The following is a 25691-nucleotide window of genomic DNA, read 5'->3' on the forward strand; positions in this document are numbered from 1 at the left end:
TGGTTTAGAGAGGGGATTTTCTTATTACGTTACTTTTTTAATAAAAAAACCACCTTGCTTTCACAAAGTGGTTTTTAATTATTTAATTATTAATTTCTATTGGTCAATAGAACCTAAAACACGTTTCATAAAATTATTAACGGCATCTTTCTTAGAGCTTCCATCTTTAATCATTTTATGGACTTCTATCGCACCATACATGTTAGAGATTAACTCTCCAATAACGTCTAATTCTTCATCTTTTAAAGAAGGAACTTCGGTTAAGGCTTCTAGTGTTTCAATTGTTTCAATGATATAATCTTCATCATTGTCCTCAATAAACTGCGTTAAGTGCTTAATTACGGGTAATTTCATTTGGAATTATATTTTAATCTCTTAAACAGCAGCTCATAAATAATTTAACTGCTGTTTACCTGAGATTTTATAAATTAAACAACTTCGTTAACTAATTCTTTTAAGACATCAAACTTATTTGTTTGCACTTGGTTCACAAAAGCACCGTTTTTAAACGTTGCAAAAGTTGGTAAATTATCAACGGTTGCAAGTTTTCTACTTTCTGGAAACTTCTCAGCATCTGCGATAACAAAAGTTACGTTTTCTAACTCAGAAGCTAGTTTTTTTACTTTTGGTTTCATTATGCGACAGTTGCCACACCACGTTGCTGAATATTGTACAACAACGGTTTCGTTATCTGCGATATAACTTTGTAAGTTATCTTCGTTTAATTCTGTAACCATATTATATTAGTTTGCGTGTGCAGCTAAATACTCAGCTGTTGCTTTTGCGTTAGCATTCATAGCTTCTTTTCCTTCTTCCCAGTTTGCAGGACAAACTTCTCCTTTTTCTTGTACATGCGTTAAAGCATCAATGATTCTTAAATATTCATTAACGTTTCTACCTAAAGGCATGTTGTTAACACTTTCGTGTTGTATGGTGCCTTCTTCATCAATAATATATGTCGCTCTGTATGTAACGTTGTCACCTTCTACAGTTACTAATCCTGTTTCTTCATCAAACGTTTCGTTAAACGTATCTAAGATACCTAAAGCTGAAGCTAAGTTACGGTTAGAATCTGCTAAGATTGGGTATGTAACACCTTCAATTCCACCATTATCTTTTGCTGTGCTTAACCAAGCAAAGTGAACTTCTGCAGTATCACAAGACGCACCAATTACAATCGTGTTTCTTTTTTCGAACTCACCTAAAGCCGCTTGAAATGCGTGTAATTCTGTTGGACAAACAAAAGTGAAATCTTTTGGGTACCAGAATAAAACAACTTTTTTGTTGTTGTTTTTTGCTTCCTCTAAAACGTTCACTTTAAAAGTGTCGCCTAGATCGTTCATTGCGTTTACGTTTAAATCTGGAAATTGTCTTCCTACTAATGCCATGTGTTTTTAATTTAATTTGTTAATTAATTGTAGTACAAATTTAGCGAGGCAATATTTAATTTTTAATAGGAATTGATTATGAAATAGAATAGTGAAATAGCAAGTGTATATGGTGTCAAAATTTAAGCCTAATAATTGTCATTTTGTTAAAATTTGAAGTCTTAATATATCAACTTGATAATTTATAAGGAAAAAGCCTGAGCAGGTCGCTATTATTTTTTTGTTAACATTTTTATTTTAATTCTTAATGCTGCAAAAAGTAAAGTTGTAAATGGACTTAGCCAATTAAAAATGGCATACATAAAGTATTCGCCAACGCCAACACCTAACACACCACTTTGGTAAGCACCACAGGTGTTCCAAGGAATAAGAACGGAAGTTACTGTCCCAGAATCTTCTAAAGTTCTACTTAAGTTTTCAGGAGCTAAACCTTTGTCTTCATAGGCCTTTTTAAACATTTTGCCAGGAATAACTATAGCTAAGTATTGGTCTGAAGCAATTACGTTTAGACCTAAACAACTTAGTACAGTACTTGTAAATAAACCAAAAATTGTAGTTGCAACAGAGAGTAATGCTTTTGTAATTCTAGATAATGCTCCAATGCCATCCATTATTCCACCAAAAATCATGGCACAGATAATAAGGTAAATCGTCCATAACATACCATTCATTCCACCAGAACCAAATAATTGTTTTAATTTATCTATTGTTAAAAGTCTACTAAGACTATCCGTTTTGATGGCGAGTGTATTTTGGTCGTAATTAAATGGACTAAAGATGTCTTCTAATTCTGAAATAGAAAAGTTTTTTTCAATGCCACCATCTGTAAAAAGCGTTTCGAGATGCGGATTGTTTCCTATGGCTTCAATATCTTGAGCATTTAATGTAGCCATATAAGACGTGTCGTCTATAGGAATATTAGTATCTGTTAATACGGAATTAACGATAGTTTTAGATGTAGAGTTTGATACACTATCTAAAACTTCTGGCTGAAAAATAAGCGCAAAAACAATCGCTAATACAACGCCTGAGCCTAATGCAATTAAAGGTTTCGTTTTTAATAAAATTAAAGCAACTACAACGATAGGGACTAAAAATAACCATGGTGTAATATTAAAAGTAGCATCAATCGTTTCTAGTATTTGAGAAATATCTGTATTTCCTGAGGTGTCTATTGATGCACTGATTATTCCAAAAACAACTAGAGTGACTAAAATTGTGGGTACAGTTGTTATAGTCATGTACTTTATATGCGAAAACAAATCGGTTCCTGCCATTGCTGGTGCCAAATTGGTAGTGTCACTTAAAGGCGACATTTTATCACCAAAGTAAGCGCCAGATATTACAGCACCTGCAATCATTCCTGGGTTTATACCTAATGCTGTACCAATACCAACTAATGCAATACCAACAGTTGCAGAAGTGGTCCAAGAACTTCCTGTGGCTATAGAAATAACAGCTGCAATTATAACGGAAGCAGGTAGAAATATTTCAGGACTTAATACTTGTAATCCATAATAGACCATAGCTGGTATAACACCACTAATTAGCCAAGTGCCAGCTAATGCGCCAACCAAAAATAAAATGATAATAGGAATAAAGACACTTTTGATGTTTTCCCAAACTTCCGTTAGCATTGTATGCCATGAGGTTTTATTAAATAGACCAACTATAGCTGCCACAACACCTCCTAAAACCAAAATTATTTGATTGGTATATTCACCAAACCATTCGCTACCTTTAACAAAAAAGATATTATAGGCCAACAGACCCATTAATATTACCACAGGAATTAAAGCTTCAAAAAGATTAAGTTCTTTATTGTCAATAATTTGTTGGTCTTCGATGTCAATTTTAGATGAATCTTGGTCTTTCATTTTAGTTTTGTTTGGTCTTGTAATGTTACGATTTTGTTAAGTCAATTGCAAATGGTTAGCGTTACAGCGTAAAAGAAAAAAAATGGTTAGACCCCTTTTTCGTAAAAAAGAATGCAACCATTTCTCACTTTAATTAAATATAGTGTTTACAGAATACCAAGTTCTTTCATGCACGTTTTCATATTGTCATATGTGCGTTCAATATCGGCATCTAATCCAATTGAAAAACGAATTAATCCATCGCTTAATCCCATTTCTTTTTGCTCATCTTCTGGTATTTCTGAAGACGTAGAACTTCCTGGAGCACTAAACAGGGTTTTGTAAAACCCTAAGCTTACTGCGAGATAACCTAAATTTCGTTCTTGCATTAATTCCATAAGGGCATTGGCTTTATCTAAAGATCCAACATCAATAGTTAGCATACCTCCAAAACCGTATTTTTCATTCATCATGGATTTAAAGAGCTCATGAGAAGGATGAGATGCTAAACCTGGATACACTGTTTTTAAGCCGTCTTTTTCAAATTTTTCGGCTAAAAAAGTCGCATTGTGGCTATGTTGCATCATTCTAATGTGTAGCGTTCTTAAGTTTTTAAGAACAGATGCAGATCGTAAACTATCCATTGTAGATCCTAGTAGCATTGCTGCGCCACTGTTGACGTTTCTTAGGTCGTCAATTAACTCTTGCGTGCCGCAAACAACACCTCCAACCGTATCTGAGGAACCATTGATAAATTTAGTTAAACTATGTGCAACGACATCAGCACCTAATTTTATTGGAGAAATAGATAATGGAGAAAAGGTATTATCTACAACAAGTTTTAAATTGTGTTTTTTTGCAATGACGGCTAAACCTTTGATGTCTGCAACTTCTAAAAGCGGATTACTAACAGACTCGCAATACAAAACTTTTGTTTGTGGTGTTATTGCAGCCTCAACAATATCTAATTTAGTGATATCAACAAATGTGGTGTCTATACCTAAGCGTGGTGTAAAGTTTTTTAGAAAAGCATACGTACCACCATAAATAGTTCTACTGCTTACAATATGATCGCCAGATGCACAAAGTTGAAGTAAAACAGGTGTAATGGCTCCCATACCAGAAGCGGTAACTGTTGCCGTTTCCGTGCCTTCCATAGCTGCTAAAGCTTCACCTAAATAGAGATTAGAAGGTGATGAATGACGAGAATATAAATAACAGCCATCTGCATTTCCTTCAAAAGTATCAAACATAGTTTTTGCTGATAGAAATGTATAGGTTGATGAGTCTGAAATAGAAGGGTTTACACCTCCGAATTCTCCGAAGTATTGTAAATCTTGAATGTTGTTTGCAGGTTTAAATGCCATAGTTTAATGATTTGTTTATTGTATTCAAATGTCGTTCAAATAAGAATATTATTCAACAGTTGTGATAAAACTTAGAAAATATAATTGCAATAAATATAATTTTTAGATTAAAAATCTCTATATTTAGTGTGAATATGATTTATTCCGAAAAATTATAAGTATGATATTTGACGAAACCGATAGAAAGCTGCTTCATTTGCTACAAGTTGATAGTAAGCAAACAAACAAAGCCTTGTCTACGAAATTAAATTTGTCTGTTACGGCGGTTTATGAGCGCATTAAAAAGCTTGAAAAAAGTGGAATTGTAAAACAATATGTTGCTTTGGTTGATAAAACCAAAGTACAGAAAGAATTCGTAGCATTTTGCCATGTGAAATTGGTGCAACATTCGCAAGAATACGTGGTAAAGTTTGAGCGTGAGGTAAATCAGTTAAACGAAGTTTTAGAATGTTATCATCTCAGTGGTGATTATGATTATTTGCTTAAAGTTTTGGTAAAAGATATGAAAGCTTTTAGGGAATTTATGGTTGAAAAACTGACCAAAATAAATCATATTGGGAGTACGCATAGTATGTTTATGATTAATGAAGTAAAACATACGACGGCAATTTCTTTAAATTAAATATATTTCGGTATGAGAACAGCACACATTAAAGACTTGTATAAGTTTATATTTAAATCTTATGACAAGCCATATCTACAAGAACATATCAATAAGATTATGGAATTAGATTCTTTTCTTCCCTATAGTTCTACTTTTTTTTGTGTTACTAATACTCAAGATTTGTCCTTTGAATATATCAGTAAAAATTTTAAAGCATGTTTAGGGATAGACCCAAATGAATTAAAAACAAAAGGCATGCGCTATTTTTGGAGTAAAATACATCCAGATGATGTAGATGCGTGGTTAGAAGCCTTAAATGGTTTAATGGAATATACACTTAGTGAAATTCCTGAAAACAAAAGAAAAGATGCTAATTACACATGGAATTTTAGAATTAAAAATGCCGATGATGTCTATGTGAATATAGTACAGAACACAACACCTTTGGTCTTTGATTCTACCGGAAAACCCATAATTGGTTTAGCACATTACACCGTTTTAAGTGCAAATATTAAAATGGAAATTACGGCTTCGGCCAAATTGTTAAATGATAATCAAGAGTACGAAACCAAATATTTTAATAATTATTCTCAAAAATTACTAAGCGAAGGTATCAGTCATAGAGAACGCGACATTGTTAGGCTATTGGTGTTAAATCATACAAGTAAGGAAATTTCAGAAAAGCTCAATATTAGTCCGCACACGGTAGATACACACCGAAGAAATATCTTAAAAAAGTTGAATATTTCCTCAACAGGAGAGCTTATAGGTATGCTAAAAACAAAGCAACATTGGTTGTAATTATATAAAAATACTCAAATTGAGTATTGCTGAGTACTTAATTTTTATTGATATTTGACCTGCTATTAGCAACTTAGGGAAAATACGTCCAAATTATTTAGTTTATTTGTTTCAACTAAATATTTGGACTTTTTTTATGCCGTAATACTAAAGTTTTTTAATTAAATTAATTACAAAGCAACCATTCTTAATATTTTTACGTCTATCTAAATAGAACCATCTTTGGTATCATTTATTATTGTAAAAAATTAGAATATGATCAAAAAAATACTACTCACATTTAGCATTTTAGTTTTATTGGCATCTTGTGGAAGTGTTGAAAAGCACAATTTACAAGTCACAAAATTACATTCTGTAGCAGATTTGCAAGAAGATGTTGACAAGTTGTATACACAGCTTAAGCGCAACCATCCACACTTGTATGAGTTTACATCTAAAGAGGTATTAGATTTTAAATTCGATAGCTTAAAGAATGCCATTCAAAAACCAATGGATAGTCGATCGTTTTACAAACAACTTTCACAGGTTACAAAATATGTAGGTCAAGGTCATATGTCTGTTTCGCCACCAAGTCAACAGTTTAAGAGAAAAGAAAGAAAAGCTCTAAAAAAAATGAAATTTGACGTCAGTAATTTAGACTTCGAATACTTAGATGATAAACTTTTTATTTCAAATGCTAGAGGAAAAGATAGTGTTTTAATCCATTCACAAGTGTTAGAAGTGGAAGGCGAAAAAACGCAAGATTTACTAGACAAATTTAAAAAACGAATTGCTTCAGATGGATATAACACCACCTTTCATCAACGCGTATCTGGAAATCGATTTTTGTCGTATTATGTTTATGATAAAGGCCGATTTGACAGTATAAGTATTACGTTAAAGAATTCAGATTCAACCTTTGTAAAACAATATAAACGCATTCTTAAAAAGGATACAACGACAACTCAAAAAGATTCTATGAAAACAGATTCGCTAAAGTTGAAGAAAAAGGTAAAATTAACTAAAGAAGAACGAAAAGCTAAAAAATTAGAAAGCAAGGCAAAACGAAAGTATAATCGAGATCATGGTTATAATTATTTAAGGAAGGAATATACAAGAAACTTAAATTTTGTAGGTAAAGATAGTACTGTTGCATTACTGAAAATAAGAGGCTTCTCTAGAAATAAGTACGAAGATTTTTACGATGAAACCTTTAAAACTTTAGATTCACTTAAAACAGATGCACTAATTATTGACTTGAGAAATAATTTTGGCGGTAGATTAAAGGAAATTACCTATTTGTACGGTTACCTAACGGACAAGAACTATACAATGATAAATGAGAGTGAGGTAAATACGAGGTTTCCAATTTTAAAAAGCTTTATGAGTAATACCACACCTAATGGCATAAAAGTTTTAGGTGGTGTTTTGTCGCCAGTATTTGCAACAATTGATATTTTAAAGGTAAAGAAAACTGATGGAAAATTATTCTACAGGTTTAATTCAGCTAAAGAAAAGGAAGCACAACCTTTAAATTTTAAAGGCAAAATTTATGTGCTTATCAATGGTAATTCTTTTTCTGCATCATCATTAATATCTACACAATTGCAAGGCAGTAAACGTGCCACTTTTGTAGGCGAAGAAACAGGAGGTGCTTATAACGGAACAGTAGCAGGTTTGTATAAACTATATGAGCTGCCAAATACTAAAATAAAAGCACGAATAGGATTAGCATTTATTGATGCACCATACAAAACAACACCATTAGGTTATGGTGTAAAACCAGATGTTGAGATTATACCAACATATCAAGATCGCTTAAATCAAATTGATCCCGAATTGGAATGGGTTTTAAAGGATATAGAGGAAAAAAAGTAATTCATTTACTTTTCTAATAATTAGATTTAAAGTTCGTAAATTATAATCTAAGTCGTATTTTTGTTTGTATATAAATAATTACACAAAAAACAAACTCATGAAATCATACGACGTAGCAGTAATAGGTTCTGGACCTGGAGGATATGTAGCAGCAATTCGTTGCGCACAATTAGGCATGAAAACAGCCATTATTGAAAAATATTCAACACTTGGTGGAACTTGCTTAAACGTAGGTTGTATTCCTAGTAAAGCCTTATTGAGTTCTTCTCATCATTATGAAGAAGCAACTAAACATTTTAGCGAACATGGCATCGAAATTCCTGGCGACATCAAAGTTAATTTAGAAAAAATGATAGGTCGTAAGCAGGCTGTTGTAGATCAAACTACAGGAGGTATTGATTTCTTAATGAAGAAAAATAACATCGATGTTTTTGAAGGTTTAGGATCTTTTAAAGATGCAACACATATTACAATAGAAGGTAAGGATGCTCAAGAAATTGAAGCAAAAAAAATCATTATAGCCACAGGATCTAAGCCATCAACTTTACCATTTATTACCTTAGATAAAGAGCGTATTATTACTTCTACAGAAGCTTTAAAACTTAAAGAAATACCAAAACACATGATTATCATTGGTGGTGGTGTCATTGGTTTAGAGCTAGGACAAGTGTATCGTCGTCTAGGCGCTGAGGTTACTGTTATAGAATATATGGACAGAATTTTGCCTACCATGGATGCTGGTTTATCTAAAGAATTAAACAAAGTATTTAAGAAAGCTAAATGCAAAATGATGTTATCTCATAAAGTTCAGTCTGTGGAGCGAAATGGCGATGAAGTTATTGTAAAAGCTGAAAACAAAAAAGGCGAAGTTGTAGAGTTTAAAGGTGACTACTGTTTAGTTTCTGTAGGTAGACGTCCTTATACAGACGGTTTAAATCTTGAAGCTGCAGGTGTAAAAATGACAGATAGAGGACAGGTTGAAGTCAATGAGCATTTACAAACTAATGTGTCTAATATCTATGGAATTGGTGATGTTGTAAAAGGAGCGATGTTAGCGCATAAAGCTGAAGAAGAAGGTGTTTTTGTTGCCGAAACAATTGCAGGACAAAAACCACATATTGATTATAATTTAATTCCTGGTGTCGTTTACACGTGGCCAGAAGTAGCTGCTGTTGGGAAAACAGAAGAAGAATTAAAAGCAGATAATGTAGCTTATAAAGTGGGACAATTTCCATTTAAGGCCTTAGGAAGAGCAAGAGCTAGTGGAGATACAGATGGATTTGTAAAAATCTTAGCAGATAAAACAACAGATGAGGTATTAGGTGTGCATATGATTGGTGCACGTTGTGCAGATTTAATCGCAGAAGCTGTTACCGCAATGGAATTTAGAGCTTCAGCAGAAGATATTTCTCGTATGTCTCATGCGCACCCAACATTTGCGGAAGCTATTAAAGAAGCCGCTTTGGCAGCAACAGATGACAGAGCTTTACACGTATAGAAACATTATATGATTATAGAACCAAAAACAAGAGGATTTATTTGTTTAACATCACATCCTAAAGGTTGTGAGCAAAATGTCATAAATCAGATTGAATATATAAAATCTAAACCAACTAAAGATGGTCCTAAAAATGTGCTTGTTATAGGTGCATCTACAGGTTTTGGATTGGCTTCAAGAATTACAAGTGCGTACGGATCTCAAGCATCTACAATTGGTGTGTTTTTTGAAAAACCACCAACAGAAGGTCGTCCGGCTTCACCAGGTTGGTACAATAGTGCTGCTTTTGAAACTCAGGCGCATAAAGATGGTTTGTATGCTAAAAGTATTAATGGTGATGCATTTTCTCATGAAGTAAAATCACAAACCCTAGATTTAATTAAAAACGATTTAGGAAAAATTGATATGTTAATCTATAGTTTGGCTTCTCCAGTAAGAACGCATCCAGATTCTGGAAAGCGTTATAAATCGGTTTTGAAACCCATAGGTGATACATTTACAAATAATACGGTAGATTTTCATACTGGCATTGTAAAAGAAATTTCTATCGCACCTTGTTCTGGTGATGATATTGATAATACCATTGCTGTTATGGGTGGTGAAGATTGGCAAATGTGGATTGATTTGTTAAAGTCAGAAGACGTATTGTCGGAAGATTTTAAAACCGTAGCCTATTCTTATATTGGCCCTTCTTTAACAGAAGCTGTTTATAGAAAAGGTACCATTGGACGTGCAAAAGATGATTTAGAAGCCACAGCTTTTAAAATTACAGAAGCCTTAAAAGATATTAATGGTAAAGGTTACGTTTCAGTAAATAAAGCGTTAGTAACGCAAGCAAGTTCTGCAATTCCTGTAATTCCGTTATACATTTCATTATTATATAAAGTAATGAAGGAAGAAGGTATACATGAAGGTTGTATAGAGCAAATTGAGCGTTTATTTAATGAACGTCTATATGCTGAAAACCTACAATTAGATGAAGCTGGTAGAATTCGTATTGATGATTGGGAAATGCGTGATGATATACAAGCTATAGTGTTAGCACTTTGGAAACAAGCCACAACAGAGACATTGCCAGAAATAGGAGATTTAGAAGGCTATAAAACGGACTTCTTTAACCTTTTTGGTTTTGATGTTGAAGGTGTAGATTACGATAAAGATGTAAATGAAATGGTTGCCATACCAGGATTACAATCCTAACGTCTAGAATTGAAATATTTAAATAGCGAAAATCGATAAGATTTTCGCTATTTTTTTTGCAGGCAATTAATTTAATAATGGGTTAATGGCAAGGCTGTTAAATAACTTTGCTTTGGTGTTAAAAAACTTATTCTGTATGGCGATGGCCTTTAATTTGCCGTCTATAAGTTCAGATTCTCTTGCGTTAACTAAAAACAACGAGCTTTCGCCTAATTGAAATTTACGTTCCTCAGCCATGAGCATCATTTCATAATCAGATACCATTTCTGAGGTAATTTCATTTTGTTTAATATAGGAATCGAGTTCTTGTTTTATTGCTGTTACTTTGTTTTCTAGTGATACACGTGTTGCATTAATTTCGTATTCAGTATCAATTAATTTTATTTTTGCCAGCTTTAAATCGGCTCGTTCTTTTCTTAAAAACAATGGTAAACTTAAGCTTAGTCCACTCTTGTAATCTGAAGTATTAAAAGAGCTTGAGGTTTCTGGTGTTTGGGAAAGAAAATTATATTCTAAATTGATTTTAGGCAGTAATTTATTGGTTTTGAGTCGTTTATTTACTTCTAATCCTTGTAATTTATAATCTAAAGACCGCATTTTTGGGTGTTCTTCTATCGTAAGGGCTTCTGTTTGTAGTGTATTAATATTGAAGGTAGCATCAATAATGGGTTCGGAATTTACATCTGGAATAATATGAGGTTGAAGCTCTAATGGAATATTATTTTCAAGCCACAAAAAGTTAGACAATTCTAATGCCGCTTTCATTAATTTCACTTTAGATTGTTCTAAGCCTAATCGTCTATTATTTACTGCAATGCGTGCTTCCGTTTCATCAATTTTAGCGTTTTCTCCAACAATGACTCCTTTTTTAATGCCAGAATACCTTAAGTCTGCGTTTTCTAATATATTTTCAAATAATAGCAATTCATTGTAGGCTTGTAGCCATTTAAAATATACAAGTGAGGCCTCAAATAAAATAGTGTTTACATAGATGTCTCTATCTGCTTTGGCTTGTTCCTTAAATAGTTTGGCTTGTTTTAAAGCTGCCATTCTATTGTTTATTAATAAACCTTGAGCTAGTGGAAGTGATAGGCCAGCGTTATAGAGTCCGTCTTCTGGGACATAGGCTTCAGGGTTTAAGTACTCACCAGTATTTTCTTCAAAAGCAGCTTTTAATTCAATGCCAAACCATGTTGGTATTTTAAAGGCACCATTAAGTTTGTCGTAATAGTCTGTGTTCTTAAACGTTTTGCGATTGTAATCGATTTCAAATTTGGGATCAAAAGCACCACGAGATTTCATTAATTGCGCTTGACTTTCGTCAATAACCAATTCTGCCTGTTTCACAATAGGATGATATTTTTTTACAAAACCCAAATATTCATCAAATCTCAAAACATTAGATAATGCTGTAGATTGGGAAAATGTAAACAGCGAAAAACTAAAAAACACTAACGTAATTATATGTCGCATTGCTTATTTCTTTTTAGCGTTAGATTGAGATTCTGGTTGATAATAATTAGGAGGGAACCCATTGAGTTGTCTCCAAAGTTCAAACCAAATTGGAACATCTTCTAGTAAAGCCATAGTGTATGCGCCAGAACCTGCTCTTATATCTTTAGGCCATTTGTGCTCGGATTCATCTGGTGCCAAAAGCACTCTAAACTTACCGTTATCACTAATAAAATTCTCTATAGCAACTATTTCTGCACTATAGGTTCCGTAGGTAATATCTGGCCAACCACTAAATACGATTGCTGGCCAACCATCAAATTGTACTCGGACTTTTGCACCTCGTTTTATTAACGGTAAATCTATTGGTTCTACAAATGTTTCTACGGCTAATTCTACTTGTGCTGGCATAATACCTACAATGGCTTCGCCTTCTTTAAAGGTTTGGCCAACACCACCTCTTATGGCTTTATTTATGTAACCATCAAAAGGCGCTTTTATATATTTTAAATCATTTCTTAATTGATAATTAGAATATTGATTATTTAATTTTGATACTTGGGCTTCTGTATCAAATTGGCTAGATTGTGCTGTGAACTTATCACTCTGAGCTTTAGAAATCTTATCTGCATATGTGGCATTTACTCTAGATATTTCAAATTGCGCATTTAGTATTTCATTTTTACTGGCCAATAATTTATTTTCTTGTGATATTAATTTGGCTTCCGTTTCTTGTAATTTTAAACGTTTGTCTTCAACATCTTTTAGAGCCTTAAAACCCTCTTCTTGTAATGTTATTGTTCTGTCGTATTGCAACTTTGCAATTTTTTGATTCGTTATGGCAGCTGCCAAATCTATACTGTCACTTTTTGCTTTATAGCGCGATTGTAAGAGTTTGTTTTTTGCTTGTTCTAGCTTTAATTGACGTTCATTACTTAATGCTGCTATTTGTCTATTTAGGGCTTTTACTTTTTCTTCATAAGAGCCAACCGATTGGGCTTTGGCATCACGCTGTTGCGCTGTGCGTTCTACTAAATTAGGATCAAAATATTCGCTTTTTATTTCTGAAATTTGAATAATAGTATCGCCTTTCTTTACAAAATCACCTTCACGAACGTACCATTGATCTATTCTGCCAGGAATGGATGATTGAATCGTTTGTGGTCTCTGGTCTGGTGTAAGTGTCGTTACATTTCCTCGGCTTGTTATATTCTGTGTCCAAGGCAAGAATAAAATGATTATTCCTATTATGGTAAATACGAATAAGAATCTATTAAAATACTTATAGTATCTGTTGTGAAATACACGTTTTCCGGATTTCGTTTGACTTAGTAAGACTGATTTGTTTAATTGATTATTAGATATATTTAACATAAAAATCTTTTTAAATAATTTCTCCCTTTTTTAAGGTAACAACTTGTGTGCAATTTTGTGTCCATTGGTCAGCTCTACTCACTACGACTAAAGCCCAAGGATTTGACTCATCAGTTAAAAATGAAATGATATTTTTTAACTCTTGAGTTTCAAAATAATCTAAAGGGTCTTCTAAAATGAGCAGTTTAGGTTGGGTAACAATGGCTCTAGCTAAAACTATTTTTTTTGCGATGGTGAATGATATTTGTTTACCTTCAGGATATAGCATCGTTTTTAAGCCTTTAGGACTTTCTTTTACAAATTGGTAGAGTCCTACGTTTTCAATAGCCCACATTAATTGATCATCAGAAATATCTTTATTTCCAAAGGTTATGTTTTCTTTTATAGTGCCTTCAAAGGGTGTTTCGTCTATTAAAGACATGCCTATGTTAGACCTAAAGTGATTTAGGTTAATATTGTCTAACATAAATTTGTCGAGATAAATTTTCCCTTTTGAAGGTTCTAAAATACCACCAATAAGACGTAATAAACTAGATTTGCCAGAGCCACTTTCGCCTCTAATTAAGAGTCTACTTTTTGGTTTAATGACCAAAGAAACATTTTTAATGATATGTGCTTCTCTGTCTGGTATATAAAAAGAGACATTGTCTAATTCTAAACAAAAATCTTCCTTGAATTCGGGTGTTTCGCCATGTTGTTCTTCTAAATCTTTATCTACAATTTGTCCCATTTTTTCTAGAGAAGTCAGTACATCATAAAACGGTTCTAAGCCAAGAATAAGTTTTTCAACGGATGTAATAACTAATAAAATGATGATTTCTGCTGCTACAAATTGACCTATGTTCATTTCTTGGTTAAGTACTAGCAATCCTCCTATAAGTAAAAGCCCAGCTGTTACAACTACCTTAAAGCCAATCATTTGTATAAATTGAATAATTAAAATTCTAAAATGACTTTCTCTTGCTTTTAAATAATCGTTTACCAATTCGTCGTTTTTTTCTATGGCTAGATTTGTTTTACCAGATAATTTAAAACTTACAACAGCTCTTGCGACTTCTTGTATCCAGTGCGCTACCTTATATTTGTGTTTAGATTCCATAAGGCTTGTTTGCATGCCTTTTTGGGCTGTAAACTTAAATACAATGTAAATAAGTATGAGCAACAGGAACCCAAAAGCAATAAAAAATGGATGGTAAAATGATAGTAGAATCAAAGCAAAAATAATTTGCAATAGCGCAGCAGGAATGTCTATTAATATTTTTGATAATCCTTTTTGAATATTTAATGTATCGAAAAAACGATTGGCCAATTCTGGAGGATAGTTGTTGCGTAATTCCGTCATTTTAATTTTTGGAAAACGATACGTAAACTCAAATGAAGCTCTTGTGAAAATACGTTGTTGAATGGTTTCTATTATGCGCATTTGCATTAGTTGTAGAATACCAACAAATGAAACACCAATAGTCACTAAAACAACTAATACAATCCAAGAGGTGCTAACTTGTGCACTTTGAAGCAGGTTAATTATGGCTTGTATTCCCAAAGGTAAAGTAAGGCCAAGTATACCTGAAAACACCGCGTAATAAACCACTTGGAGGACATCTCGTTTTTCTAATTTTAAAAGACCAATTAGCCTTTGCCAAGGCGACATAATTTCTTTGTAATTCATAAAATTATTTAATAATAGCGTTTAGAGTAAGTTCTTTGAAAAAGTCTGTTGGTGTAATGGTTTCATTACAGTCTGTCAACGAAATGAAATGTTCTTTTAAAAAATGTTGGTGCAACGCACCTTCTACAATTGTACTGGCCAAACTAGTTGCATATTTGTATTTAGGGTTTATGTCAATAATCATATCTCTTAATCGCTGTATCATGCGTTTGTAAATGATAAAGTAGCCTTCTTTATTTTCACTATCTACTTCTTTGGTTAAATAAGATTTAGAATTCTCGTTAATGATTATTCTATTAAGGACCACTTCATTAATATGAGAAAAGGTCACATCTTGTTCTATACTTTTGGTGATAATTTCTATGGCCTTAAGTAATTTTTCATTAGAATTTGGTAAGTTATATGTAGCAAACACCATTTGGTATTCTATCCAAGCCCAATACCACGATGTTAAGTATAGAAGTAATTTGTGTTTACTGTCAAAATACCTATAAATAGAGCTCTCATTAGAGCCTATTTTTGCGCCTAATTTCTTAAAAGTAAAGCTATCAAATCCTATATCGTCTATTAATAAAATACTATGCTCAATAATACGTTTACCTAAATTAGAGGATTCAGGATCTTTAATATATATCTTATCTGGTACAGATATTTTAAGGTTTGAAAGTAAGTTTATCATACTTAATTGATTTAATTGCAAATATAATAGTAATACTATTAAAAATATATTTTTAACAAATATTTATAAGAATAGAAACTAATCAAAAATAGTAAGGATATTAGGCAGTAATGCTCACAATATGTTAAGCATATGTAAAGAAACTACATAAGACGTAAGGAATGATCTTTGGTTGTTGTAGGGAGTATTATAATTCTTTAATTAAATCCTCAATGCGCATTCGTTTGCTATAATCATACTCATTAATATCCTTTACAAAGCAATATGCGCTGATTTCTCCAGATTTAACTTTTTCTGCTAATTCTTCTACTTTAAAAGGGCCAAATTCTTTAGATTGTTCTATGTAGTAGAATTTGTGTTCATAGATAATAGAGCTGACTTTCTTTTTGTATTTCTCTTTTAAAAACGTTTGTACATCTTCAATAGAATTTAATTCTTCGTCATATTTAGACGTGTTGATGTAAAGCGCAAATTCTTCTTTTTCTTGGTTGTTAAGCACTAAAATATCATCATCTTTAAAATAGGCCTCTACCGTAATTAATCCGTCTTCGGTTTCAATAGTAAAGTTATTAAGGATATTAAGTGTCCAAGATGTTTTAATGATATTATCCTTTCTTGAAATTTCAAGAATATTATCATTCTTAAAGGTGTAAACCGATTTCTTTTTTGAAATACCGTTTACTAAAACCCATGGTTGGTTAATGAAATGCGTATCGTGATGGTGTTCGTAACTAAACGGCTTTAAGTTTGGGATAGTGTTGTGTAGATAATTACTCATTAAGCGTCTTTATATATAATAGCATTTGCCATTATAACGTTAGATTTGGGTTAATAATTATCTAAAGTTAATAATTTTATTACGGAAATAAAAGGGACTACCTTATAAGTTCGATGAAAGGAATATTATTTAATTTTAATTGTAATCGCTTCATTGGCAATAGGTTAAATTTTGTCTTGTATTTTTAGAACCTAGAAATAGATTGTTTGTCAAGGAAAATTAAAAAACTCATCATTAAAATGTCAGTAGATTTAAATTGATTTTTAAAATAAAAATGAAAACACTAAAAGTTAATAGATAGAACAGCCTTAAAAAAAAATAGGAAATTTTTGTTGGCTATAATGAAGGTGTAAGCTTGTAAATTAAAAATTTATAATAGTTTTAATTTACTTTTTAACTCTCAAATTATATTAGTAGTTTAGTCTAAACTTTTATTGGATAGAGGTATTGAAGTAATAGAATTTATAGCTGTAGGTTAGCGCTATTGTTGTTTGTTTTAAATATTAGAAAATTAAAATGTATCTCAATATATAATGACTTCATAATATGAAAATTGAAGAATTGAAAAAAAAACAAAAAAAATGTGACTTCTCTTACAAAGAGGTGTCTTAACACTAATAACTAATTATTTAGACCAAAAATAACCCTTGACAAAAGACGCTATTCATAACCTAACTGATGAATCGCTTGTAGAAGCTATCGTAAAAACAAATGACACCATGTTGTTCGAGGTGCTGTACGATAGATATGCAAGTATGGTTTATAACAAATGTTATGGATTTGCTAATGGTGTGGACGAGGCAAAAGATTTAACGCAAGATGTTTTTTTAAGAGTCTTTGTTAAACTTGCTAGTTTTAAAGGGAAGTCAAAATTTTCTACATGGTTGTATGCTTTTACATATAATCATTGTGTTAATTATGTTACTAGAAATACAGCTAAGAAATTTGAAAAAAAATCTGTAAGTTCAGAACATGTTGATATAGAAAATATAGGAGAAGATATTGATTCTACTGTTGCGTTTCAAGACATGAGAGTAGAGCAGTTGAAAAAAGTTATGGAATTAATATCTCCAGACGAGAAAATGATTTTATTACTAAAGTATCAAGATAATTTATCAATAAAAGAATTAGCAGATGCCTTAGATATTGGAGAAAGCGCAGTAAAAATGCGATTAAAAAGAGCTAAAGAAAAACTAGTACAGAAGTACGATAAGTATACAAAAGATGGAAAATCCATTTAATCAAATAGACAAACCTTTAAAGGAAGTTCCAGTGGAACTGAAAGGGAAAGTTATGCATGATATTGCCATGGCGAAGCTATTTATGGAATTAGCCGAACTCTTTTCGTATAATCTTGGTTATATAATAGACAGTGTAAGTAGTAAGAGAAAAAAATAAAGACTAATAAAACCCTAACACAAAATTATTAGAATGGATAAAATGAATGAATTTTCAGAAGTGGCGATGAAATCTTTAACCAATATTTGGTTTGAGATTACTAAAATATTTCCAAACATAATTGGTGCACTTATAGTTCTAATTATTGGTTGGATTGTGACGAAGTTAATTGTAAAAATTATAAAGAAACTTTTAAAATTAGCTAAGACGCATAAGCTAGATGAGAAAATTAATGAAATAGAAATAATAGAAGGTAAGCAGCTTAACTTTAATACGGCAAAAGTTGTTTCAAAAGCTATTAAGTATATAATGTATATCGTATTGCTGGTAACAGCGTCTGATATAATGGGATTAGAAATTATTACCAAACAAATCAGTGATTTAATTTCTTATTTGCCAAAACTGTTTTCTGCTATTGTTATTTTTATCATAGGTCTGTTGTTTGCAAACTTTGTTAAAAATGGATTAAAATCACTATTTGAATCAATGGATTTGTCTGGTGGTAAAATTATTAGCCAAGCTGTGTTTTTCTTATTGTTAACGTTTATTTCTGTGACGGCATTGAATCAGGCTGGCATTGATACAGAGATAATTTCTAATAATATAAACATGATAATTGCAGCCTTCTTGCTAGCCTTTGCTATTGCTTTTGGGTTAGGTGCGAGAGAGGTTGTAGGTAAATTGTTAAATACGTTTTATGCACGTAAGACGTTTGAGGTTGGGCAGAATATAACGTTCAATAATGAAACTTATACAATTGATGCTGTGCAAAGCATTTCAGTGATATTAAAAAACTCAAAAGGAAAATTAATTGTTCCTATTAGAGATTTAATAGAAAATCAAGTACAAATGCAGGATTAACTATGAGGTTAGGGTCATAGATTCTGTGTTAACGTGGAATGCGATCCTGCATGTACTTGAGGTATATAAAACCCTTTTCATTAAATTGAATAGGGTTTTTTTATTTAATGTCTATAAAGGTTTATGTAATATTAAGAACGTTTCGAAATATTGAATTGAAAAATCGACAAGTTATAAAAATCCTATTTTTTTGTGAAAAACCAAGTGAAATTGGTCTAAAGAGCATCAAATCACGATAAAACGTGAATCTCTTCTCGTTTAGTTTGGTTTTATTGTAATTGTGAGAACTAAAAATTGAATGCAAAGTGATCTAAGCACAAGGTGAAATGTAAGATGACAACAAAGAAAAACTATTTCTTGTTTCTACGATTGTAATTTTTGTCGCCTCTAGTTTTTGGCTTTTTATATTTCGCAGCCATCTTAAATTTATAAGAACCTCCTAAGTTTTCTTTAGAATTCTTTTCGGATTTTTCATGAAAAGCTGGTCCTGGCTTATGAGTATCACTGCGTTTTGTTGGATTGTTACGCTCTCTAATTTGAGGTCGTTCTTCTTCAATAAGTTCTGTAGAAATCTCAACGCTTTCAGGTATCTCAAGTGTTTCAATCTTCATTTGCATTAAAGTTTCAATGCGTTCTAATCCTTCTTGTTCTTTGTCTGTAGATAATAAAATAGAATGGCCTTGTTGTTCTGCTCTACCAGTTCTACCAATTCTATGCATATAGTTTTCTGGGTAATCTGGTGTGTCAAAATTAATAACATGCGAAACCCCTTCAATATCTAAACCTCTAGCCATGACATCTGTGGCAACCAGTAATCGGTTTTCGCCTTCTCTAAATTGTTCTATACTACGTAATCTGTAATTCTGCGTTTTGTTAGAATGAATAACACAAGATTCACTTGGAAATAAGTCTTCGAGCTGATTAAACAAACGGTCGGCCATTTTCTTATAAGCCACAAAGATTAGAACTCTAGAAAATTCCTCTTTATCATGAAGTAAATGTTCTAACAAATTCACTTTAGTGTAAAAGTTAGGTACATCGTATCGCTCTTGTTTAATGTTTTCTAAAGGTGTACCAGAAACAGCAATTGATATTTTAGTAGGATTGGTGAAAAAATCGGTAATTAATTCGTCAACATCTTTAGTCATCGTTGCCGAGAACATAATGTTTTGTCTGCGTTGCGGAAGAATATCAAAAATATTCATCAATTGGTGTCTAAACCCTAAGTCTAGCATTACATCAACTTCATCAATCACTAATTTTTGAACCGATTTTAATTGCAACACTCTACTTACGGCTAAATCGTATAAACGTCCTGGTGTCGCTACAATAATATCTTGGCCTTGTGCCACAGCTTGTTTTTGTGTATTAATGTTGGTACCACCATAAACACCAAGCACACGATTGTTAATGTATTTTGAGAATTTTTCAATCTCACTAACCACTTGTACTACTAATTCTCTAGTAGGTACCAAAACCAAAACTCTAGGATTATCTTGTCTAGAATACTTAAGATTCCTTAAAATAGGTAGCATATAGGCTAATGTTTTACCAGTACCTGTTTGTGCAATACCAACAACATCTTTACCAGACGCGACAACACTAAAAGATTCTTCTTGTATTGGAGTAGGTGTAGTAAACCCTAAATCGTCTAAGGCGTTATATAAAGGTGTATTTAAATTAAGGTCTTGAAAAGTCACGTTGCAAAGTTTTGTGCAAAGCTACTACTAATAATTTTAAGTGATTTATACTTATGTGTATTTTAAAGCATTTCGTCACTTTGGTTCTTTTTCAGCATTATAATAATTGTTTACAAATGCTTTAAAACCCTTATTTTTTTGATATTATTTGATATCGAACTTATCAGCTGAAAAATCAAAATTGAAATGAATAATCTTAGGGTCAAATTATTAGAAAAAGTCTTGTGTTTGTTGTGCTTTCGTTATTTTTCTTGTTTTAAATAAGCATCAATAGCCTTAATTGTCTTTAGTCCTTCTTTGTGTAGTAACAGTCGCACTTTATGATTTAGTAAAATGTTAGCTTTTGCTAAGCCAAAATTGTCAGAAATTATTTTCTTTTGGTCTTCATCTAAGTTTATGAGAGAATTATAATATTTATTATATGATTTTTCAATCGCGTTTTCTTTCCATCTTTCTGGCATCCCAAGGTCTGCTCCAGCACCTGTTTCGAAAAATGGATAAATAGTATTATTATATTTTAAGATGGAATTATTGTGTACGCTCTCTTCCTTTATGACTTCATCAAATAATCTGTAGTAATATTGAATACTATTTCTTAAAGAACCTGAAGTAATGAGTCCTGTTTTTCCAGACGATTTCATGTCGTCAAAAACTATATTTTTACCTTCAAACCAATGGATTCCAAAAACTTTACTTGACTTTGTGACTAGTGATATGGAGTCTGTGACTTTTGAATCTGACAGCAAATAACGTCCCAAATAAGTATAAGCATCTAATTGAATCGTATCTCCTTTAAAAAGCTGTTCTAATTCTGCTATGTCCTGCTTAATATCTAATTGTATTCTGTCAAGGTAGTCCTTTTCATAACCTTTGTTTTTTTTTGTATCGTTATGATTATTTAATTGCAAGGCAATAAGAATACCAATTACAACGAGAATAACTTCTCCAATAGCATAAACTAAATATTTACTGAGTTTATTTTCAGTTAATAGTTTTTGTCTAATTTTTCTAAAGAATTTTATCATTGGTTAGCGGTTTCTGTTAATGAAACTAAACGATTTTATGTATGATGTCGTTGTGTGATTCAGCAACTAATTTAGTAAACAAAAACGAACGCGAGAAAATTTTGAAGGAATTTTTGTTGGTAAGTGATTAAAAAGCAGTTGATTATATGTGGTGTTGCGCTTTCGTCTTTTTCAAAATTCAAATTGTTCAGTCACTTCTTTAATTCCTCTGCCATAAAAAGAACAGCCTGAACACGTTTCGATACTTCCATCTTTATTAGAAACGAATTCAACCATTTTCAATTCATCTTCAGTTAATACTATTCCGCAATTTTTTAGTTGATATAGAGCATCAATAGCATATATCTGTTTTTCCGTAATTGTTGATTTTAGCCATTCTATAATTCCGGATTTGTCTTTTTTATCGATTAGTTTATTAATATTTATTCTGCCACTTGGGTTCATTCCAGCGATGCCACAATTCGATCCATAAACAAAATCAGTTGTGAATAATTCCTCTTCATTAATTTCAGTTAGAAATATAGTCTTAAATTCCTTTTTGAAATTCGCATAATCGACTTCATCTTTAAATGTATCTATTATTTCAAAATAAGGTTCCCATTTACCTTTTACCTTTTTATTTTTCTTTTCGGTTAACTCATAAAAAACAATTTCGGTATTCGTAGTAATTATTCTAACTCTGTATGTGTAAACAGAAGAATTTCCTGGTTTGTCTTTGATTGGGACTGATTTTTCAAAAAAGAAAATTCCTTCTTTATAATTATAGGTCAAATCTCTTATAGATTTCCAATGTGAACATATATTCTTTTTTCGGTCAGTTAAATTAAGAGATAGTTTTTTAAATTGTGTGAAATCTTTAGTTTCTAAAACTTTTTTCACATCGTATTGTACTTGAGAGAATACATTACTTGTCCAAAAAACCAAAATTATAAAATATGCTATTAGTTTTTTCATAGATGGAGCATAACGTTGTTGTATATGGTTTGTTGCGTGGTTTAAGCACTAAAGTTAGCAAATAAATCACAGATAGAAAATTCCAGCGGAATTTTCGTAAGTCGGCAGTGACCAAGCAATTAATTATACACGGTGTTGTGGCACGTTATTTTAATAATCCATACTATCAGGAATAGACTTTAATGCAATTATATCATTCAGTTTGTCCCATTCAGAGCATATTTCATCAGAAAAGGTAACTGCAAATTTACCATTGTCAACTTGAAATTGATAGCTGCTTGTACATAAAGGCATGTCTTTCCCTATAGTTTGACCAATACGTTCAGACATAAAATATTTGAAACTATCTAGACTATCATTTATAACCTCAATTTTTTCTGTACCAGATGCATTTGAGATTGTTGCTATATCTCCAATTTTATCAACGTTAAAAATATAAGTTCCACATCCAAAACATCCACAAGTTTCAACTTTAATTCGATACTGATTTTCCGCAAAGATTGTTTTCAGTGTTTCTTGATCATTACGCACTTCTGGTTCAGGTATACAGCTTAGTAAGGATAGAAGACATAATAGAGAAAGGACTGTTTTCATAATGTGCTACAACTTCAATATATAAGTAATATGCAATTTTAATCTGTAATTAAGATAAAAGGCTTTTTTCTATTTCAATGCTATAGCTGGCTTCAAAAATAGCACCAGATTTTAAACTCAAAACGCCTTCTTTATTTTCAATCTTTTGGTCTGTAAATTCATTATCAGCAATACCTAACCAAGGCTCAATACAAACGTAAGGTGCATTTGGTTTTGCCCAAATCCCTAATTGCTTAAAACCTCTAAAGTTAACAGTTAAGACTTTGCCTTTTGTTTTGTGTGTTAAGCTTACAACCCTCGATTTTAAATCTTTAAAAATTAAAGCATCTGCATTAAATAAATCGGGTCTTAAATTAATTTTATGACCTTCAGCAAACACAGGTTTTGTTTCGTTGGTTAATAATCCGTTTTCCATATTTAATAGATACGATTCACTGTTTTCCTGATGTTCAAAGTCTAAAAAATAATCAGTGTAATCTTCATCTTTAGTGAGTGGACAATTAAACGCAGGATGTCCGCCTAAAGAGAAATACATGGTCTTTCTATCACGATTTGTCACTGTATGATTAATGGTTAGTATATTTTCTGAAAGTGTATAAGTAATCTCAAACTCAAACAAAAATGGATATAGCTCATACAGATCGTCATTAGATGATAGGCTAAATGTAATACTAGAATCGGATTGATTTTTAACTACAAAATTATCGTTATGTCTCGCAAAACCATGCTTTGGCATATGGTATAATTTGCTATTGTAGATATAACTATCATCTTTCATACAGCCAATAATAGGAAACAGATTTGGTGCATGACTTCCCCAAAATTCAGGGTTTGCTTGCCATAAAAATTCTCTGTTATTTTTTACTGAAGTAATATTACATAATTCAGCACCTTTAGGTTTAATGCCAATTTGTAAGATGTCGTTTTTTAAACTATACATGCCTTCTTATTTTTTTCTGAAATATACAATTCTTGATATTTCTTCACTAGTAAAATTACTATTTATCCATCGAAATTTTCAATTACAATTATTTGCTTTAGTAGATAAATTAAAAAAAAATGAATTTTGAAAACACCCCTAAAGTCCCCTCAAGGGGACAGTCTTACTGTTGCGCTTAAAGAAATATGAAATATTTTTTTAACAATTCTCCCCTTGAGGAGACTTTAGGGGTGTAAAACCAGAATAAATAAATATTTTCCATGCCTCAAACACTAAAATGGCAGCTACAGAAATCATATTATTTCAGTAACTTGCAGCAATTATTTTTCTATTGAGAACAACGCAAATTCATCAGCCTAAAAATTTAGAAAGCTTTAAGCAAAATCTCTTGCTTTGGTCGCAACAATTCGATGATATTTTGTGGTTAGATTCTAATAACCATACGGATCAATACAGTAATTACGACGCAGTTTTGGCAGTAGATGCGTTTACAACGCTGCGTACAGATTTTTTTGATGCTTTTGAACGTTTAAAAGAGTATCAAACCTCAACTAAAGATTGGATTTTTGGTTACCTCACTTACGATTTAAAAAATACTACAGAACGCTTAAAATCTGAAAATTTTGATGGTTTGGCGTTTCCTGATTTGTATTTCTTTCAACCTAAAAAACTGTTTTTATTTAAAGATAATCAGGTTGAAATTCAATATTTAAGAATGGTTGATGATGAGATTGAAGATGATATAAAATTAATTGAATCTAGTGGTATTTCGAGCAAATGTGAGAAACCTCAGAACCCAATAAAAATTAAACTAAGAATTCATAAAGATGACTACTTCCAAAAAGTCAACAAAATGCTAGCGCACATTCAACGAGGCGATATTTACGAAGCCAATTTCTGCCAAGAATTCTATGCTGAGAACAGCGAAATAAATCCAATAGAAACATTTAAGAAACTAAATGACATCTCAAAACCACCATTTGCTAGTTATTTAAAGTTTGAAGATAAGTATATGATCTCTGCTTCACCAGAACGCTATATTAAAAAAGAAGGTACAACAGTTATATCACAGCCTATAAAAGGCACCGCAAAGCGTTCTACAAATGAAACTGAAGACTTAAAACTCGCAGACGATTTATCTAAAGATTTAAAAGAGCGTAGCGAAAATATCATGATTGTAGATTTGGTTAGAAATGATTTGTCGCATACAGCCATTAAAGGCAGTGTAGAAGTGAAGGAGCTGTGCAAAGTATATTCATTTTTGCAAGTACATCAAATGATTTCTACGGTTCAGTCGCAAGTAGAAGAAGATACAAATCCTGTAGACATTATTAAAACTACGTTTCCAATGGGAAGCATGACAGGTGTTCCAAAATTGTCAGCAATGCAAATTATTGAAAACTTAGAAGAAACCAAACGCGGATTATACTCAGGTTCTGTAGGTTATTTTACACCAAATGGCGATTTCGATTTTAATGTCATTATTAGAAGTATTCTTTATAACGAATCAAAAAAATACATTTCATATTCAGTTGGAGGAGCCATAACAGCAAAAAGCGACCCACTTAAGGAATATGAAGAATGTTTGGTTAAGGCAAAAGCGATGCGCGAAGTTTTGGAAAACTAGTTTATCGCTATAAAACTTTTTGAGTGTTAGAGATTCTATGAAAATCAATTAATTCAATACCTTTGAGAA

At 31.9% G+C, this 25691-nt stretch carries 23 protein-coding genes; 8 read left to right on the top strand and 15 right to left on the bottom strand.

Features of this window, described 5'->3' with window-relative positions; all coding sequences use genetic code 11:
• Positions 1 to 96: 96 nt before the first annotated feature.
• From HNV08_RS14210 to HNV08_RS14230, 5 genes are all read right to left on the bottom strand, one after another.
• Entirely contained in the window at positions 97 to 354 is a 258-nt protein-coding gene (locus HNV08_RS14210; protein WP_173282019.1) for a DUF6952 family protein, read from the bottom strand.
• Between the two features lie 74 nt (positions 355 to 428).
• Positions 429 to 737, bottom strand: coding sequence for a thioredoxin family protein (locus HNV08_RS14215; RefSeq protein ID WP_173282020.1), 309 nt, complete (start codon positions 735 to 737; stop codon positions 429 to 431).
• A 6-nt stretch (positions 738 to 743) separates the two neighbouring features.
• A complete protein-coding gene (locus tag HNV08_RS14220) occupies positions 744 to 1388 on the bottom strand; it encodes a peroxiredoxin (protein ID WP_173282021.1) in 645 nt (214 codons plus the stop codon).
• Between the two features lie 212 nt (positions 1389 to 1600).
• On the bottom strand, positions 1601 to 3265 hold the full coding sequence (locus HNV08_RS14225) for a Na+/H+ antiporter NhaC family protein (protein ID WP_173282022.1): 1665 nt from the start codon (positions 3263 to 3265) through the stop codon (positions 1601 to 1603).
• Between the two features lie 146 nt (positions 3266 to 3411).
• Entirely contained in the window at positions 3412 to 4611 is a 1200-nt protein-coding gene (locus HNV08_RS14230; protein ID WP_173282023.1) for an aminotransferase class I/II-fold pyridoxal phosphate-dependent enzyme, read from the bottom strand.
• Between the two features lie 160 nt (positions 4612 to 4771).
• On the opposite strand from HNV08_RS14230, the gene HNV08_RS14235 reads away from it, so the two are divergent.
• The 5 genes from HNV08_RS14235 (at position 4772) to fabV (ending at position 10571) form a co-directional block, all read left to right on the top strand.
• On the top strand, positions 4772 to 5233 hold the full coding sequence (locus HNV08_RS14235; protein ID WP_173282024.1) for an Lrp/AsnC family transcriptional regulator: 462 nt from the start codon (positions 4772 to 4774) through the stop codon (positions 5231 to 5233).
• Positions 5234 to 5245: 12 nt separating this feature from the next.
• Entirely contained in the window at positions 5246 to 6016 is a 771-nt protein-coding gene (locus tag HNV08_RS14240; protein WP_173282025.1) for a LuxR C-terminal-related transcriptional regulator, read from the top strand.
• A gap of 255 nt (positions 6017 to 6271) precedes the next feature.
• Positions 6272 to 7873, top strand: coding sequence for a S41 family peptidase (locus tag HNV08_RS14245; RefSeq protein ID WP_173282026.1), 1602 nt, complete (start codon positions 6272 to 6274; stop codon positions 7871 to 7873).
• Positions 7874 to 7970: 97 nt separating this feature from the next.
• Positions 7971 to 9371 (top strand): dihydrolipoyl dehydrogenase, encoded by a 1401-nt coding sequence (gene lpdA / locus HNV08_RS14250; RefSeq protein ID WP_173282027.1) that lies wholly within the window; start codon positions 7971 to 7973, stop codon positions 9369 to 9371.
• A gap of 9 nt (positions 9372 to 9380) precedes the next feature.
• A complete protein-coding gene (gene fabV, locus HNV08_RS14255; protein ID WP_173282028.1) occupies positions 9381 to 10571 on the top strand; it encodes an enoyl-ACP reductase FabV in 1191 nt (396 codons plus the stop codon).
• Positions 10572 to 10637: 66 nt separating this feature from the next.
• On the opposite strand, the gene HNV08_RS14260 is transcribed toward fabV, so the two are convergent.
• The 5 genes from HNV08_RS14260 to HNV08_RS14280 form a co-directional block, all read right to left on the bottom strand.
• Positions 10638 to 12044 carry a TolC family protein gene (locus HNV08_RS14260; protein WP_173282029.1) on the bottom strand — a complete coding sequence of 469 codons (1407 nt, stop codon included), beginning with the start codon at positions 12042 to 12044 and terminating at the stop codon, positions 10638 to 10640.
• Positions 12045 to 12047: 3 nt separating this feature from the next.
• A complete protein-coding gene (locus HNV08_RS14265; protein ID WP_173282030.1) occupies positions 12048 to 13397 on the bottom strand; it encodes an HlyD family secretion protein in 1350 nt (449 codons plus the stop codon).
• 10 nt (positions 13398 to 13407) lie between these two features.
• On the bottom strand, positions 13408 to 15066 hold the full coding sequence (locus HNV08_RS14270; RefSeq protein WP_173282031.1) for a peptidase domain-containing ABC transporter: 1659 nt from the start codon (positions 15064 to 15066) through the stop codon (positions 13408 to 13410).
• Positions 15067 to 15070: 4 nt separating this feature from the next.
• Positions 15071 to 15745 carry a TetR/AcrR family transcriptional regulator gene (locus HNV08_RS14275; protein ID WP_173282032.1) on the bottom strand — a complete coding sequence of 225 codons (675 nt, stop codon included), beginning with the start codon at positions 15743 to 15745 and terminating at the stop codon, positions 15071 to 15073.
• 187 nt (positions 15746 to 15932) lie between these two features.
• A complete protein-coding gene (locus tag HNV08_RS14280) occupies positions 15933 to 16523 on the bottom strand; it encodes a hypothetical protein (RefSeq protein ID WP_173282033.1) in 591 nt (196 codons plus the stop codon).
• 647 nt (positions 16524 to 17170) lie between these two features.
• Here HNV08_RS14280 and HNV08_RS14285 point away from each other — a divergent pair.
• Both HNV08_RS14285 and HNV08_RS14290 read left to right on the top strand, forming a co-directional pair.
• Positions 17171 to 17764 carry an RNA polymerase sigma factor gene (locus HNV08_RS14285; RefSeq protein WP_173282034.1) on the top strand — a complete coding sequence of 198 codons (594 nt, stop codon included), beginning with the start codon at positions 17171 to 17173 and terminating at the stop codon, positions 17762 to 17764.
• 190 nt (positions 17765 to 17954) lie between these two features.
• Positions 17955 to 18782: a mechanosensitive ion channel family protein gene (locus HNV08_RS14290; RefSeq protein ID WP_173282035.1), complete on the top strand. Its 828-nt coding sequence runs from the start codon at positions 17955 to 17957 to the stop codon at positions 18780 to 18782.
• A gap of 350 nt (positions 18783 to 19132) precedes the next feature.
• Here the strand turns inward: HNV08_RS14290 and HNV08_RS14295 are convergent, their stop codons facing one another.
• From HNV08_RS14295 to HNV08_RS14315, 5 genes are all read right to left on the bottom strand, one after another.
• Positions 19133 to 20482, bottom strand: a complete 1350-nt coding sequence (locus HNV08_RS14295; protein WP_173282036.1) for a DEAD/DEAH box helicase — start codon at positions 20480 to 20482, stop codon at positions 19133 to 19135.
• 242 nt (positions 20483 to 20724) lie between these two features.
• A complete protein-coding gene (locus tag HNV08_RS14300) occupies positions 20725 to 21507 on the bottom strand; it encodes a DUF6090 family protein (RefSeq protein ID WP_173282037.1) in 783 nt (260 codons plus the stop codon).
• A gap of 171 nt (positions 21508 to 21678) precedes the next feature.
• Entirely contained in the window at positions 21679 to 22461 is a 783-nt protein-coding gene (locus tag HNV08_RS14305; protein WP_173282038.1) for a hypothetical protein, read from the bottom strand.
• 150 nt (positions 22462 to 22611) lie between these two features.
• Positions 22612 to 23055 (bottom strand): hypothetical protein, encoded by a 444-nt coding sequence (locus HNV08_RS14310; RefSeq protein ID WP_173282039.1) that lies wholly within the window; start codon positions 23053 to 23055, stop codon positions 22612 to 22614.
• Between the two features lie 49 nt (positions 23056 to 23104).
• Entirely contained in the window at positions 23105 to 23995 is an 891-nt protein-coding gene (locus HNV08_RS14315; RefSeq protein WP_173282040.1) for an aldose 1-epimerase family protein, read from the bottom strand.
• Between the two features lie 331 nt (positions 23996 to 24326).
• On the opposite strand from HNV08_RS14315, the gene HNV08_RS14320 reads away from it, so the two are divergent.
• Positions 24327 to 25622 (top strand): anthranilate synthase component I family protein, encoded by a 1296-nt coding sequence (locus tag HNV08_RS14320; protein WP_173282041.1) that lies wholly within the window; start codon positions 24327 to 24329, stop codon positions 25620 to 25622.
• Positions 25623 to 25691 lie beyond the last annotated feature (69 nt).

This window comes from Winogradskyella eckloniae (assembly GCF_013249045.1).
GTDB lineage: Bacteria > Bacteroidota > Bacteroidia > Flavobacteriales > Flavobacteriaceae > Winogradskyella > Winogradskyella eckloniae.